Origin of the sequence: Cobetia crustatorum, from assembly GCF_000591415.1 — a bacterium.
Lineage (GTDB): Bacteria > Pseudomonadota > Gammaproteobacteria > Pseudomonadales > Halomonadaceae > Cobetia > Cobetia crustatorum.
Genome location: NZ_JEMF01000078.1, coordinates 16,039 through 31,944, shown reverse-complemented (window position 1 = coordinate 31,944; position 15,906 = coordinate 16,039). Strand labels below are relative to the sequence as shown.

Below are 15,906 nucleotides of genomic sequence, written 5' to 3'. Positions count from 1 at the left end.
GGCCAGAAGGATAGTTGTTGGAACGTCGACAGCAAGCACGACTCACATTCACATGTGTTGAGTCGTGCCCCACCCAAATACTGGGCCATGTCGGAAAGTGCACTGTTCTGATATTACGTCTAGCACATCTCTACGAGGACACCGGCCGTAGCCGAACACTCTGATCAATAAGAATATGCATGCCTGCCGCCTTGAGCGGGCGCCTCTCGGCATCCCATGATACTACGCGCCCTCGAGAGCTAAGCAGTACCCAGCACGTCTGATCCTCTTCGACTTCTTCCTCGAACGAAAGTGCTGGCTCTTCTGCGGGCAATGCGACTTCGACGTTGTCTGCCTCATCACTGATCGAGGCGCTATTAGCCACCCCCATATCTTCAATATGCTGCAGATCTTCCTCTCTCGGGGCGCGCATTCGATACTGACATTCAAAACTTTCGCCAAAAGTAGTGAAAACCTTATAACGCAGCATATGCACCCCTTCAAGATCTTCAGGGTGTATCAAACGATCAAAATCGATCTCACGCATGACCAAAGGTTCATGACCACTGGCACCCAACATCTTCCAGAGATTCGGATGGATACGAATGATGCGCTCGGGAATATCCATCTCCCACAGGCTGTCGCCACTGGCTTCCAAGGAATCCAGCAAACGTCTTTCACTAGCCTGCAATTCCTTTTGCGTGTGTCGCAAGCGCCGATACATCTCTTCCGCAGTGCTATTGGCTTCATCGAGCTCGACAAGGCCACTGGCACCCGCTGACTCGACCTCTGCCCCTAGGCCGATGCGATGTAGGCGATCACACAACTCTGCCAGCGGCACTGAGAGCCGACGGCTGATGTGGTGAGTACGCCAACTCATCAGAATAAAAAAACTAAAATAGAACAGGATCAGTCCACCGACCAATGCCATACCAACCAACTGGAAGTTACGCCCAATTTCGGCAGTACGCGAAAACACGGCATCTTCTGCCACCATGCTAAGCATGATCCAGTTATTGCTCTCCAAATGTTCCCACGCCACTTTATAGGGCGCGCCTTCCACCAGGACACTGCTTGAGCCACGCCGCTGTGTCAGAATTTCCGTCGCAAGATTCGCGAAGACGACATGCTGCTCCAACTCCAGCTGCGCGGGACGAATAACATCCTCTTCCAGTACCCCTTGAACATCGGGCCGTTCAATTGGCATCAACGACAGCAGGCTTTCGCCTCGCTGAGGCACTGCCAATGAACGCCCATGTTGATCAAACAGCATGGCGAAGCCGCTCCAGGGCAATTCCATCGCGAGTATCTGATTGACGATGACATCCAACGTCATGTCGACACCCGCGACACCGAGGAAGTGATCATCGACATAAAAGGGGGTCACGGCCGATGTCATCCAGCCATTCCCGGCCGGATCTTCATAGACATCAGTCCAGATGGTCCTGCGGGCAGCATTCTCATCAGGTGCAGCACGATAGAAAAAAGAGAAATTGCGACAATCGTGATTGGGCGGCACGAGTTCGGCCAGGTTCACATAGGGATAGATCCGCACATAACAATCGGCCAAGGTCGTGAACGTCTGCACGACTGAAGAATGCGAGGACACGATATTGCGCATGATGGGATCAATGCCCGTCATTCTTAGTGCCAGCGGAATATCCTGAGTTGACTGTGGCAAGCGCGGATAATAACCGCTGGCCTGGTTACCATTATTGCCTTGTGTCGCCCATACCCCATTGGCGCGTGCGGCGTGACGTGCCAACTCAGCAGGCGCGATGACAACATCCATATCGACTGCAATATCGCTTGCCTGTGAGGCCATGCTGCTGGATAGATTCTGAACATGCTCCAACTGACGATCAAGCGATCCGGCCTCTCGTAATACCGCCAGATTGAGTTCGCTACTGGACTGCGCCTGTAGATAGCTGAGGTTGGCATCGCGAATTTCATCATTCGACAGAAAATACACCCCGACCAGCGCCATCTCTACCAGAAATAACGGGATCATGGTACTGGTAAAGAGCGCACGCCAAACCCACTTCTTGATTGTAATAGTGGAACGTGTCGGTGCCTGCATGGGCCAATATCCTGAGTCCTGCTGCGATAGAAAGAGTATGCGCTTTCCCTTGCGTTCTGAGAGTCTACTGACTTCAACGCTCAAACATGACCAACAGGTCAGACATTGGTAACAGGACTGGGGACAGGCGGCCAAGGCTTTGCTAGGATGCTCGACCCCAAGGAGGCTGCATGCTTTACAACTACGGTTCTATCAATATTGATCACGTCTATCGGGTATCCCACCTTGTGCGGCCCGGTGAAACCCTAGCGAGCCTCTCCTACCGTCAGGTACTGGGCGGCAAGGGTGCCAACCAATCCCTTGCGCTCGCACGGGCCGGAGGAGGCGTCACTCACTGGGGCCGTCTCGGCAACAGCGATCGCTGGGCTCTTGAGTCATTGGAAAGCGCAGGAGTCATCACCTCACAGATAGAGCTCAGTGCCAATGCAAGTGGCCATGCCATCATTCAGGTTGATGACCACGCCGAGAACAGCATCATCCTGCATCCGGGCGCCAATCACGGCTTTATCGATGAGCACTTGAACACGCTGTTCTCAAGTGTGGCGCAAGGCGATTGGCTGCTACTGCAAAATGAATGCAACGCGCTTGGCACGGTCATTGAATTAGCACATGCCAAACAGATGAAAATCGCTTTCAATCCGGCCCCGATGGGCGCAGAGGTACTGCGTTTACCGTTAGAGCACTGCCAGGTTCTCTTCCTCAATCGCGGCGAAGCGGCTCAACTGGTCGAACTTGAAGAAAGCGCGCCGGTCGACACCCTGCTCAACGCTCTGCATTCACGACTCCCTAATACCGAGGTCGTGATGACACTTGGCAGTGAAGGCGTCTGCTATCAGCTAGGCGAACTGCGCATTCAACTTCCCGCACATCGCGTGAAAGCCGTCGATACCACGGCGGCTGGCGACACGTTTATTGGCTATTATCTCGCCAGTCAGATTGAAGGATTGAGCATCGAGGATAGTCTGCGCCGTGCCAGTACCGCCTCTGCCTTATGTGTCAGCAGAGAAGGTGCTGCACCCAGCATTCCTGTCGCCAGTGATGTTGCTGATGCGCTGGCCGAATGGCCGGCACTGGATATGCTAACTCATTGACCGCCTGGGCAATTGAAAACCTGAGCAACTAGACAACGCCCTGCGAGCCAAGTGCCACTGACTCGTTTCGCATCTTTTCGTTGCAATTCATCTGCAGCGGGGAGGTACCGCTGCCAGACGTACTGCCAAGATGTGCAGATCCAATTTAAAGAGGACATCATGAACACTCCTATTATCTTCGATACCGATCCGGGCGTTGATGACGCGCAAGCCATTGCTATCTGTCTGGCACATCCAGATATTGAATTCCTCGGCATGACGACGACCTTCGGTAATGTCACCATCGAAACAGCCACCTCAAACGCTCTGCTGTTGGGCGAGTTGGCAGGTCAGAGTATTCCTGTTGCACAGGGTGCCTCTCAGCCGCTGGTCAAGGATAAGTTCCCGGCACCCGCACACATCCATGGTGCCAACGGCTTGGGCAACATGGATATCCCGACACCCAAGGGCAAGGCGCTTGCCATCAGTGCACCGCAGTTCATTGTTGAACAGGTCAATGCACGTCCCGGTGAAATCACGCTCGTTGCTGTCGGTCCGCTCGGCAACCTGGCGACTGCTCTGCAACTAGACCCAAGTATCATCAGCAAGGTCAAACAGGTCATCGTCATGGGGGGCTCCATCCGTGAAGGTGGCAATGTTTCTCCTGTCGCCGAAGCCAACATCTTCAACGACCCCCATGCTGCCAAGAAAGTGCTGACCGCTGGCTGGCCGCTGACCATGGTCGGTCTCGACGCCACTCATCGCTGCATACTCACGCCGGCACATGTCGAGCGCATTCGTGTCGCACAAGGCGCGCTGGGTGAAGTGCTCTCTGGCAGCTATCAGTTCTACAAGGCCTTCTATAAGGAAGCGCGTGGCATCGACGGCTGCTGCCCACACGATAGCTGCGCCTTGGCCTGGCTGATGAAGCCGGAGATGTTCACTGTCGAACGTGGCCATCTAAATGTCGAAGTTGAAGGCTTGGCAGAAGGCCAGACCCTGTTCGCCCCCGAAGGACGCGAATTCCTGGGCAATCAGTGGTCTCAGACTCCACTCGTCGATGTCTGCGTCAATGCACAGGGCGACAAGGTGGTCGAATGGATCACTGACGTTCTCACCGCAAAAACGGCTTGATCGCTACCATGATGATCGCCGTTTATTGATATGACGGTCGCACTCCCCGAGCAAGTGCTTGAATGGCTTGCTCGGGGGCCCTTCGTGCATTGATGAATCACTCTTTCTCATTGCCCCCTCGCACATCCCTAATGTTGCAGCTTTCGCATAATCACGATGACTTAAGCACTCTAATAGATTGAGTATCTTTCCGCTGCAAGATAACGCTATAAATAACGAATCGAGATAGTGACTCGTCAGCAGGATTCAATGTCGTTCGTCGCATGCAGATAATCTGATACGCTAGTGATAACCTGCGACTCTACGCGAGGCCGATTTTATTCCCTGCACGGTTACGGAGCCTCATATGCCATCGTCCTCCATTCTGCCTGCAACACATCACCAGTCATCGGTCAGTACGGAGGATCACCCCAGATCCAAGAACTATCAGTATGATTGTCTTGTCTTCATTGGACGTTTCCAACCTGTTCACTACGGACATGTCGCCGTCATGGAGGAGGCACTACGTATCGCTCGGCAGGTGATCGTTCTGGTGGGTTCGGCCTGGCAAGCGCGTTCATTGCGCAATCCTTTTACCTTCGATGAACGTACCCGTATGATCCGGAGCTGTTTCAGCGATTCTGCCAATACGCGCCTTGAAATCGTCCCGCTGCTGGATGCGCTCTACAACGACGATGTCTGGGTGCGCGATGTACAGCGCAAGGTGCGTGACATTGCCCGCCCTCAAGCCAATCGAATGCCGCGCATTGCGCTGATAGGCGCTAATCGGCACGACAGCAGTACGCAATCAAGCTATTACCTCAGCCTGTTTCCTCAGTGGGAATCCGTCGCCGTACCACTGCGCGAAGGCATGGTGGCCAGCCGTATTCGTGAAGTCATCTTTACCGAACGCGCACGCGCCGAAGACTGGCTGAACAACGAAGGCTGTGAGCTGCTGCCAGCCTCAGTTGCTGAACACTTGCACGGTTTTCTAAACGAGACGGCATGGCAAGGACTGGTCGAAGAACGACGCTTGTTGGAGCAGTACAGGACCGCTTGGAGCGATGCGCCCTACCCGCCATTATTCATTACGGTCAACGCTGTCGTCGTACAGTCAGGGCATGTCTTGCTCACGACTCGCCGTGCCGCCCCTGGCAAGGGGCTTTATGCCCTCCCCGGCGGTTTTGTTCAGCCGCAAGAACGCCTGTTGGATGCCTGCCTACGTGAGCTGAAAGAGCGAGTGCGCCTAAAGGTGCCAGAGCCTGTCTTGCGGGGTTCTCTGCGTGGCCAGCGCATGTTTGATGCACCGCATCGCAGCTGGCGAGGAAGAACGCTGGCAGAAGCCTTCTATTTCGCACTAAGACCAGAGCAGCAACTGCCGAGACTGCGCAGTGGGGGTAAAGAAAGCGAGGAGCAAGCCCGTTGGGTCGCGCTAGCAGATCTAGAGCCAGATACTCTGTTCGAAGACCATTTCTTTATCATTCAGAACTTTCTCGGGCTACATGCTGGCCAGACAGGATTTTGACTTCAAGCCTTACACCGCGACACCTTGCATGACGGCTCTACACCTTATGCGGCACCAATAGAAATGGTAGGCCAATGGCCTACCATTTCTATTGGTGCATGATGCCCCATACCGGCGAGATCTACATCATCAAGCTTCCAGAAAGTCACGCGGCAGATTCATCAGCTGCTTCCAAAGCTTGTCAATACCGGGCTTGTGGACCAATGAGCAGCGATAAAGGCGAATCTCCAGCGGGATATCCCATGCTTCATTGCCAGCACGCACCAGCTTGCCACTCGAGAGCTCATCACGAATACAGAAGTCCGGAATCCAGGCCATTCCAACACCTTGCAGCGCCATGCCCTTCAGTCCTTCTGCCATCGCCATCTCAAAGACGGTACGTAACCGCAAACGTAACGGATCGTTCTTGAGCAACATCTTCACGCTGCGACCCAGAAATGCCCCTTGGGTGTAAGACAGCAGTGGAATCACGTCTTGGCTGGTGTCGTCCTGCCCCGTCAGTGGAAAGCGCGGGGCGCCATTCTCAAGAGGAGCACAGACCGGCAGCATGTTGACTTTCGCCACCGAGAAAGACGGGAAGACCTCCGCGTCGAGCTGCATGCTGGCATAGGGATCGTAATAGGCCAGCATCAGATCGCAATTGCCCTCGCGCAACGCGTGAATGGCATCCCCCACATTCATCGCCGAGAGCCTCGTCGGCAACTCGCCTAGACCCTGCTGAAGTCGAGATATCCACTTTGGGAAGAACGCTAAAGCCAACGAATGCGCTGCTGCAATGTCCAGTGTCTCATTGGCCATGCTCAGGCCTCGCAGATGCGCGAGACACTCCGAAAGCTGCTCTGTGAGGTTGCGCGCCGTCACCAGAAATAGCTGCCCCTCCGGTGTCAGGCTGACGGGCGTGGTAGAGCGATCCACCAGAGTGGTACCTACGGCCTGTTCAAGTGCCCGAATTCGGCGACTAAATGCAGGTTGGGTGACATGACGCTGACGCGCCGAGGCAGAGAAGCTGCGCGTATTGGACAGCGCGACGAAGTCTTCCAGCCATTTTGATTCCAGATTCACCCAAACTCCCATCTATTTCGAACATGCCGGATAAGATTTCACAGGCCGAGCATGCAGGGTCTCATGACTGGTGGTTGACGGTACTTCCCGTGATACCACCTTCGTCTTATGCGTTTCGCGTATACGGCAGCAGTGAATGGCATTGGTCGGCGTGGTGCTGGGCTGGTTACCCTTGACCACCTCAACCGCCATTCAAGCGCAACAGTGTACTTCAGCCAGGAGTTCCGCCCAAGTGAACAGTCTTCCGGAAGCCACCCCAGTCTCCAATGCCAGCACGACTTCATCATCGCTCACAGACCTGAACTATGCCGAGCGCGAGGCACTGGCCAACGGCTTCCGTCTCGAAAAGGATCTGCTCGGGCGTGAACCTGTGCCATCTGATGCCTATTACGGCATCCAGACGCAACGCGCACTCAATAACTTTCATTTATCAGGCGTGCCCCTGTCACACTTCCCACGACTGGTCGAGGGCTTGGCACTGGTGAAAGCTGCCGCCGCCGAAGCCAATCATGCACTTGGCTATCTTGAGACACGCGAACACGATGCTATTCAGCATGCTTGTGCTCGCCTGATGAACGGCGATCATCATAACCAGTTTGTGGTTGATATGATCCAGGGAGGGGCCGGCACCTCTACCAACATGAATGCCAATGAGGTAATCGCCAATCTTGGCCTGGAGTACCTTGGCCTGGAAAAAGGAGACTACCAGCAACTGCATCCCAACAATCACGTCAATATGGCGCAGTCCACTAACGATGCCTACCCCACCGCTGTTCGCGTGGGACTGCTGCGCAGTCATTCGATGCTGGTCGATGCCCTGAGCGAGCTGGCCAACGCCTTTGCCACCAAGGCACTGGAGTTTGACGATGTGGTCAAGATGGGCCGCACTCAGCTGCAGGATGCAGTGCCGATGACCCTGGGTCAGGAGTTCCGTGCCTTTGCCAACACTCTACGCGAAGATGTCGAGCGTATCGCCAACCTGAATGAGCTATTGAAAGAGGTGAATCTAGGCGGTACCGCCATTGGTACCGGAATTAACGCTGATCCACGCTACAGCGCACTGGCCATCGAAGCGCTCGCACGCCGTTCCAGTATCGACTTCCGCCCAGCATCTGATCTGGTAGAGGCTACCAGCGACATGGGAGCCTTTGTACTGTTCCACGGCATGCTCAAGCGCCTGGCGGTCAAACTGTCCAAGATCTGTAACGACCTGCGTTTACTGTCTTCCGGCCCGCGTACCGGCTTTAACGAAATCAATCTACCTCCGCAACAGCCGGGCAGTTCGATCATGCCAGGCAAGGTCAACCCGGTGATTCCAGAAGCCGTCAACCAGGTCGCCTTCGACGTTATCGGCAACGATACCGCACTGACCATGGCGGCAGAAGCGGGTCAGCTACAGCTCAACGTGATGGAACCACTGATCGCCTATAAGCTATTCGATTCTATCCGACAGCTAAGTCGCGCCATGACAATGCTCAGGAACCGCTGTGTCATTGGTATCACTGCAAATCGCGATCGCTGCGCCGAATTGGTCAATAACTCTATCGGCTTGATCACCGCACTCAATCCGTATATTGGCTATGACAATGCGACGCGTATCGCCAAGGAAGCTCTTGTCAGCGGCCGTAGTGTACTAGAACTGGTACGGGAAGAAGGTCTGCTTGATGACGCACGACTCGAGGCGCTTCTCTCACCGCAGGCCATGACACGCCCTCGTCAGATGAAAGACTAATGTCTTTCGACGACTTATCTCCATGTTAAGTCGCACACACAAAAACGCCGCATCAGCTCACTGCTGATGCGGCGTTTTTTTGATACCAATCCTCACACTACCGAGAAACGACTACTGACTGGCACTTTTCTGTGCAGCGAAGTATTTACGTGCCCGTTCAGCTTCTTCCTGCGTAGGCGTATAGGTGGTCCACTCGCCACCCTTTTCGCTTCGATAACGTACCACGCCCTGATCGTGGTCAATCTCATAATAGGGATAAACTTCACGCAAGTTAAAGAACGCTCCCGGTGCAAACAAGAGGATGTCGAGTGCCAGATAACCACCGTTGAACTTCAGCGGTAGAATGCCGTACATCGGTGCCTTCTGCTCATCCATCACTTCAAATTCATAATTACCAAAACTAGTGGTCGGCAATTCTTGCTGCACCGTGGACTGGTTACGACTGACATCCTTGAGATTAATTTTCGCGGTTTCGGATGGACTACTGATCGTCGTATTGGCACTACAGCCAGCGAGAAGGCCTCCTAGCAAGATCGCTAGTGATACACGATTGAAAAAAGTCATAGACGTTCCCTGTTTTATAGGTATAGATGTAAATGTGTCGAACGATATCGACAGCTGCGATGCTATATTAATATCGACCTACCTACCAGATAACCTTTACATCCCTAACGAGAAGTCATGCACAGTATTATTTATTGCATCAATAATTCTCTGACATCCTCCTCCCTCTTATTTCTAAGCATGACCTCATCCGACTACTGTGCCATCTCACGTGGATCACGTGGATAGAAATCCTCTGGCTGCGACTCAACGTGATGAAAATGTTTAGTGTTCTTGTAAGGCATTTTCATGAAGCCTGATATACCAAGCCCCGAAATCAGCGGCACTGCGTCCAGTATCGCTGCCAGTAGGCGGGCGAAATCGGCCTCGCGTGCTGGATCCAGCAGTCGATAATAACTGTGAATCTTGAGGTGATGTGGCAAGGCCTCAAAAATGAGCATGCCAGTGTGGTGAATCTGATTGAGCTCCGCCAGCGCGCTCATTATCTCGCCAGGCAATGCCAATAGCTCTTCAGGATCTGGCCCATCCTCGAAGTACGAATGAATGCGTGACTCGTCCTCAAGTTCTGGTACGGCACTGACTTCGTAGGGCAATCTCGGCATCGCATTACCAACCGAATACTGGGAGAAGACAAAAGCGGTATCAGGATCTTCACGTTCAAGATGCAGCGTGTCGCGGGCATTGAAGAGGCACGCCTTGAACACACCTTGCCGATAAATAGCGCGTGCCAATGCCACCATGTTATTGATCGCGACGACAAAGGCAGCCTTCAATGTGGGGTCATGAAGATGCAGGGCCGTGTCGATATAAATGCCCTGTGGCTCCCAGCGAATCGCCAATCCACCAACGATGGGATACTTTCCCAGTCGGCTGACCGCGGCAAGAAAGGCTTTTTCCGTTTCTCCCATGCCCTGCATGAAATTCTTGTAATAACGATCTAGTTGCACATCATTAACCTCATCGAGCACATTATTGCCCTGATAACCTGCCGGTTCAAAAGCCTCCCGCAAAAACGACTTGCGAGAGGTGTAGACAACCGTATCAATGTCACGCACTGCGGGGCGCACCCAGACCGGTAGCAAAGGTTGCGATGAGGGTAAACCGAGCTCTGGCATGACAAGCCGGGCCAGCCTGGGCATCTCACGCAAAAAATAGTCCCCAGCCTGCATTCGTTGCGCGGGGATATCTGACAGCAAGCTATCCAACAGACGTGCAAACTCTCTCGGCAACCCAAGTGAGACAGCTGGTATAGCCTGTACGCCAAATCGACATGACTGTCCGGATGCGAGTGCATAGAGCGTAGCTGCGACACCCTGTTCATCGAAGCGCGGCGAGGAGAGTGCGCCTCCTAGCTGCTCCTCGCCGATGAAGTAGACATCACCTAACCGCGCATTGGTCTGCTGTAGGTTGTCCGACATCAGCTGCATGACGTTTGTCGTGACAAACTGCAACCGCTCATCCAGCTGAGCGAACACTGAACTTCCCCAGTCAATCAGCGCGACCTGCTCTTGCTCAGCATCAAATACCAGGTTGGAAGGTTTGATATCACCGTGTACCACAGGACGACTGTTGTGAGGCGTACTCGACGCCGCGCCAACGCCAGAGCGACTTCCTGGGCCAGTCCCGCGCAGTGATTTGAGAATATCCGCTAGCTGACTGGCAATCTTGACCACCAATCTTGGTGACATTCGGCCATGACGCAGCGAGTATTCTTCCAGATTGATCCCCGGCGCGCGTTCCATCACCAGAATCGACTGGCGACGTACTCTCTGATAACTGATCAGGCGTGGAATACGCGGATGCGCGACCTGATCCAGCATATAAGCCTCTTCCTCGAGGCGGTCCTGTAACGCTTGTGGCAATGTTACCCGCGTGAACTTGAAGACGTGCTCCTCACGGACACCTTCATCATCCCTGCCACCCTGTCCACGCCAACCGGCAAACACGAAGCCATAGGCGCCTTTGCCAACCAGGTGGATATCTCTGTAGCCAAGCCCTTCCAACTGGGCAACACATAGTGCCACCCAGTCTTTCAGTTTCTTGGCATCATGATGCGAGAGCAGATAGATGGACTGCTCTTCTGGGATGTAAAACTGCTGCAGCCGCTCGTGGGCGCGGGCATCGCTCATACGGTCAACTCGCGGATCAGAGGGTGGCTATCCAGCCGTCGATAACGGGATGTCTGCATCAATCATTACGCCAATGACAGCAACATCTCATCAGGATGCTCAAGATAATGCTTCCACAGGTTACTGAAGCGCGCGATGGTACCGCCATCAATAATGCGGTGATCACCCGCCCAGGTGATGGTCATGATGTCACGGGCACATACCTGCCCCTCGGCATCAAAGCGTGGTAAACGCTGCGTGCGTCCCAGCGCAACAATCGCCACTTCAGGTTGATTGATGATCGGCGCCGCATAGGTACCGCCCAATGCGCCGATATTGGAAATCGATAGCGTACCGCCCTTCAAGTCTGCCTGGGCCACTCGTCCGCTACGCGCTGATTCAGTCAATCGTCCTACCTCACGCGCAATGTCGAGAATGCTCAACCGCTCGACTCCCTTGACGTTAGGCACCATCAGTCCCGCGGCGCCATCGACAGCCATGCCGATATTGCAGGAATCCTGATAATGGATGGACTCACCATCCTCACTGAGTCGTGCATTGAGCACAGGCTCTGCGATCACAGCCAATGCCATCGCCTTCATGATGAATGGCATGAGCGTCAGACGAACGCCCTCTTGTTCCGCACGTGGTTTTAGGCGTGCCCTCAGCAGCAGCAGGTCCGTGACATCCAGCTCATCACCATAATGGAAATGCGGAATCTGGGTGCTGGACTGCACCATTCGTCGGGCCATCACGGCCGCCACACCCTTGAGAGGAACACGCCGAGCCTCAAGACGTACGGGAGCCGTCTGTCTGATGTCATCGCGTTTCTCATGGTCAGGTGGCGAATCATCACGCTGGTTGCCTACTGACGCTTGGGGGAAGGATACGCTTGCGTCTCCAGCGCTCTCCTCTGCTCGAGCCAGATAAGCCAGTACATCCTCTTTCAGTACACGCCCCTTGCGACCGGAGCCCGCGATGACAGTGATATCTAGAGCATGCTCACGCAGCAGACGACGAACAGCAGGCGTGGCAGGAATCCGAGCCTGATGAGAGGTCACGGGTGTCGCGCCTGAGTTGCCGGGCTGACGTTCACTATCTTGCGGAGCACGGCTTGAATGAGACACCGCCTCGGCGGCACCATCATCACATTCTCCGAGTTCCTCTGCCTCGGAGATGTCATCTGGTACATATGCATAGAGCGGCGTATGCACTCGGGCATTTTCTCCCTGAGCATAATGGAAGCGTACAATGCGGCCGGACTCGGAGGCGGTGATTTCCACCAGTGCCTTGTCGGTCATCACGTCGACGATCGTCTGATCTTCTTCTACCGTATCGCCTTCCGCGACGTGCCAGGTCACCACCTCACACTCGACAATGCCTTCACCGATATCCGGCAAAATAAAGTCTCGCGAGCGACGCTCAACAATAGACGTATGAATCTGGGATTGAGCCGTCGATGAAATGGCAGCTTCGGGCGCTTGAGTCTGTCGCTGCCCAGCCATTACAGCAGTATCACTCTCGTGATCGGCACTCTCGTGATCGGCACTCACGTCAGCTTCACTCTGGTGTGTCTCGTCACTTTCCCCAACACCATCATCCACCGCAAACAGCGGTGAATGAACACGCGCAATCTCACCTTCCTGACAGTAAAGGCGGACCACGATACCGGCATGCGGCGCCGGAATTTCCACTAGTGCCTTGTCTGTCATGACTTCAGCGACCGGCTGGTCTTCCTCGATCCGATCACCTTCCTTGATTAACCACTTGACCAGCTCGCACTCGACAATGCCTTCGCCGATATCGGGCAGGATGAAATCATTCATGGCGCACGTCACTCCCTGGTACTTTTCACGAAAACATAAGCTGTCACTCAAGCATGAGCATTGCTCAACAGATTGGATGAACAGACTGTCAGTAGCTCAAGCTTTGCTTGATGGCCTCGTAAATCTTAAGCTCGTCCGGTAGGTGCTCCTTCTCGAGCACTAGCGGAAACGGTGTATCGAGGCCAGTGACGCGACGTATCGGAGCTTCCAGATACAGGAAGCAGCGTTCTTGGACTGTGGCCGCAATTTCGCTGGCAAAACCACCTGTCAATGGCGCTTCATGACTGACTACCAGTCGACCGGTCTTGAGCACGGACTTACATATGGTTTCGATGTCCCAAGGCAAGATACTGCGCAGATCAATGACCTCGCAGTCGATACCATCACGCTCAGCCATGACGGCGGCCTTTTCTATGACTTCCATCTGCGCGCCCCAGCCTAGCAAGGTGATATCGCGCCCTTCGCTAATGACCTCCGCCACACCCAGTGGTAGCTCATAGTCACCCTCCGGCACTTCACCGACCGAGGCGCGATAGAGGCGCTTTGGCTCCATGAACAGCACTGGATTTGGATCACGAATCGAGGCCAGTAGCAGCCCCTTGGCCTGGTGCGGGTTGCGCGGAATCACGACCTTGAGCCCGGGAGTATGTGCAAAATAGGCTTCCGGTGACTGGGAGTGATAGAGCCCACCCGCGATACCGCCGCCGTAGGGAGTACGGATGGTCAACCCGCCAACATTGAACAGATCCCCAGAACGATAACGGAACTTGGCCGCCTCATTCACGATCTGGTCAAAGGCAGGGAAGATGTAATCGGCAAACTGGATTTCAGCGACTGGCGTTGACCCCTGTGCTGCCAAGCCATTGGCAAAGCCAATGATGCCCTGTTCAGTCAGCGGGGTATTGAAGCAGCGATCACGGCCATATTTGTCTTGCAGGTGACTGGTGGCGCGAAAGACGCCGCCGAAGACACCAACATCCTCACCAAACAGGACTACCTGTGGGTTGGCGTCCATCGCGATATCAAGCGCATCATTTATCGCCTGCAACATGTTCATCTTCTTGCTGCCAGTCCCGCTGACGGGCGAAGTATTCCCTTCTCTCGCAGCCCCAGCGGCCTGCTCTGCATTAGCAGATGACATCGCCTGTTGTTCGCTCATGACTGCTCGCCTCCTTGCTGCAACTGCTCATGCGTCTTGCGACTCTGTTCAATCTCCTGAGCACTAAATCCCATGCTACTGGCGCCCTTGGGATAGGCATGAGGATATTTGCGTATGTGTTGCTTGAGATCTTTCAGCTGTTGCTCAAGTAACGGCGGCGGCATGTCATAGACATCTGAGATCAAGGAGTCCAACGGTGGTGGCGCCAGTTTCTCGGCACGCTTCATCGACTCCAGTACCTCGCGACGCAGTTGATCACCGGCTGCCTTTTCCTCTTTTTCACTCCACCAGCCTTGAGCCTCAAGCCAGTGTCGCATGCGCAGAATGGGGTCCTTGTCACGCCAGATAGCTTCCTCTTCCTTGCTACGGTAACCAGAGGGGTCATCAGAAGACGAGTGTGCGGCCAGACGATACGTCATAGCTTCAATCAGCACCGGTTGGTTAGTCTCAACTGCGATCTTGCGCGCAGCGCACGTGGCCTCATAAACGGCAATCAAGTCATTACCATCTACGCGAATGCATTGCATGTGATACCCGAACGCACGCGGAGCAATACCGTCAGCCGCGAACTGTTCGCTAGACGGTGTTGAGATGGCATAGCCGTTATTGCGACACAGGAAGATACACGGCACTCGATGCACGGATGCCATGTTGAGCGCGGCATGGAAGTCACCCTCAGAGGCAGCGCCTTCACCGAAGATGGTAATTGTGCAACGGCCTTTACCGGCCAGCTTCTGGCCATAGGCGTAGCCGGTTGCCTGGGGAATCTGCGTTGCCAAGGGCGAGGAAATCGTCATGTAATGCAGGTCACGTGAGCCGTAATGGATCGGCATCTGACGGCCCTTGCCATAATCGAGCTCATTACCAAACATCTGATTCATGAACTCGTCACAGCTGAAACCACGCCACGCCAGCGCGCCCTGCTCACGATATTGCGCCATGATCATGTCATCGTCTTCCAACGCCGCAGCGCTACCAATGACAGTGGCCTCTTCACCGGTGCACTGCATATAGAAGCTCAAGCGCCCCTGTCTTTGGGCCGCCAGCATGCGCTCGTCCAACACACGGGTGAACAACATGGTGTGATAGATCTTGAGCGCCTTGTCGCGTTCAAGACTGACTTCATCTCCCTCACGATAGAGAGTGCCGTCCTGACGCAGACGCTTGAAGATGGGAATGGTCAGCTCATCTCCGGTCATGAAGGCAACACGATGCAGTACATCGGCGCTGTCAGGTGACAGCTGCTGGGCAGTGGGAGTCGCAGTCAACTCGTCCACTGAACGCGTCGCCGAGTCAGGAGTGCGTGTCTTTGATCCACTTGTCTCGGATCCTGTTGTTCTTGTATCGGACATGCTCATCATCCCCTTTACCGATCAGGTGCTTGAGGGTCCTGCCAGCCCCTTGTGAGGACGGGCAGGCAGATGGTCTGGCGGTAGCAACATCATGCCAACAGATCCGAATAGGCATCTGTCATCTGTCAGCGTAGTTGAAGTTGTCACGACAGGGTTAGCAGTTGACGTTAACGTAAAAGACACCCAAATGCAGTGAATAGTCCTGCTGACTTACTACATCTTTGGTTGAACCTTTTGCGGCATGGGGGCATGCAACATTGGCATGATCATCAGAATTTGCGTTAAACAAGCAAAATTTAAGACTAAAGGTGCAGATGGCGTCAGTGAGTGGACTGG

11 protein-coding genes are annotated in these 15,906 nt (G+C 54.3%); 4 read left to right on the top strand and 7 right to left on the bottom strand.

Going from position 1 to position 15,906, the window contains the following annotated elements; all coding sequences use genetic code 11:
* Nucleotides 1–130 precede the first annotated feature (130 nt).
* Nucleotides 131–2,059, bottom strand: a complete 1,929-nt coding sequence (locus BF12_RS0114560; protein WP_024952904.1) for a PDC sensor domain-containing protein — start codon at nt 2,057–2,059, stop codon at nt 131–133.
* 170 nt (nt 2,060–2,229) lie between these two features.
* On the opposite strand from BF12_RS0114560, the gene BF12_RS0114555 reads away from it, so the two are divergent.
* From BF12_RS0114555 to BF12_RS0114545, 3 genes are all read left to right on the top strand, one after another.
* Nucleotides 2,230–3,150: a ribokinase gene (locus BF12_RS0114555; protein ID WP_024952903.1), complete on the top strand. Its 921-nt coding sequence runs from the start codon at nt 2,230–2,232 to the stop codon at nt 3,148–3,150.
* A 159-nt stretch (nt 3,151–3,309) separates the two neighbouring features.
* On the top strand, nt 3,310–4,263 hold the full coding sequence (locus tag BF12_RS0114550) for a nucleoside hydrolase (protein ID WP_024952902.1): 954 nt from the start codon (nt 3,310–3,312) through the stop codon (nt 4,261–4,263).
* Between the two features lie 346 nt (nt 4,264–4,609).
* Entirely contained in the window at nt 4,610–5,767 is a 1,158-nt protein-coding gene (locus tag BF12_RS0114545; RefSeq protein ID WP_024952901.1) for a bifunctional nicotinamide-nucleotide adenylyltransferase/Nudix hydroxylase, read from the top strand.
* Between the two features lie 129 nt (nt 5,768–5,896).
* Here the strand turns inward: BF12_RS0114545 and BF12_RS0114540 are convergent, their stop codons facing one another.
* Nucleotides 5,897–6,829, bottom strand: coding sequence for a LysR substrate-binding domain-containing protein (locus tag BF12_RS0114540; RefSeq protein ID WP_024952900.1), 933 nt, complete (start codon nt 6,827–6,829; stop codon nt 5,897–5,899).
* A 322-nt stretch (nt 6,830–7,151) separates the two neighbouring features.
* On the opposite strand from BF12_RS0114540, the gene BF12_RS0114535 reads away from it, so the two are divergent.
* Nucleotides 7,152–8,561 carry an aspartate ammonia-lyase gene (locus BF12_RS0114535; protein WP_248623731.1) on the top strand — a complete coding sequence of 470 codons (1,410 nt, stop codon included), beginning with the start codon at nt 7,152–7,154 and terminating at the stop codon, nt 8,559–8,561.
* A 111-nt stretch (nt 8,562–8,672) separates the two neighbouring features.
* Here BF12_RS0114535 and BF12_RS0114530 read toward each other — a convergent pair whose 3' ends face one another.
* The 5 genes from BF12_RS0114530 to BF12_RS0114510 all read right to left on the bottom strand — a co-directional run bounded on the left by BF12_RS0114530 (nt 8,673) and on the right by BF12_RS0114510 (nt 15,417).
* Nucleotides 8,673–9,125, bottom strand: coding sequence for a hypothetical protein (locus BF12_RS0114530; protein WP_024952898.1), 453 nt, complete (start codon nt 9,123–9,125; stop codon nt 8,673–8,675).
* A gap of 194 nt (nt 9,126–9,319) precedes the next feature.
* A complete protein-coding gene (locus BF12_RS0114525; RefSeq protein WP_024952897.1) occupies nt 9,320–11,254 on the bottom strand; it encodes a protein kinase domain-containing protein in 1,935 nt (644 codons plus the stop codon).
* Nucleotides 11,255–11,319: 65 nt separating this feature from the next.
* Nucleotides 11,320–13,059, bottom strand: a complete 1,740-nt coding sequence (locus BF12_RS0114520; RefSeq protein WP_024952896.1) for a dihydrolipoyllysine-residue acetyltransferase — start codon at nt 13,057–13,059, stop codon at nt 11,320–11,322.
* 88 nt (nt 13,060–13,147) lie between these two features.
* Complete coding sequence (locus BF12_RS0114515) at nt 13,148–14,116, bottom strand: alpha-ketoacid dehydrogenase subunit beta (protein WP_035160270.1); 969 nt, start codon at nt 14,114–14,116, stop codon at nt 13,148–13,150.
* A gap of 98 nt (nt 14,117–14,214) precedes the next feature.
* Nucleotides 14,215–15,417 carry a thiamine pyrophosphate-dependent dehydrogenase E1 component subunit alpha gene (locus BF12_RS0114510; RefSeq protein ID WP_084488138.1) on the bottom strand — a complete coding sequence of 401 codons (1,203 nt, stop codon included), beginning with the start codon at nt 15,415–15,417 and terminating at the stop codon, nt 14,215–14,217.
* Nucleotides 15,418–15,906: the final 489 nt, after the last annotated feature.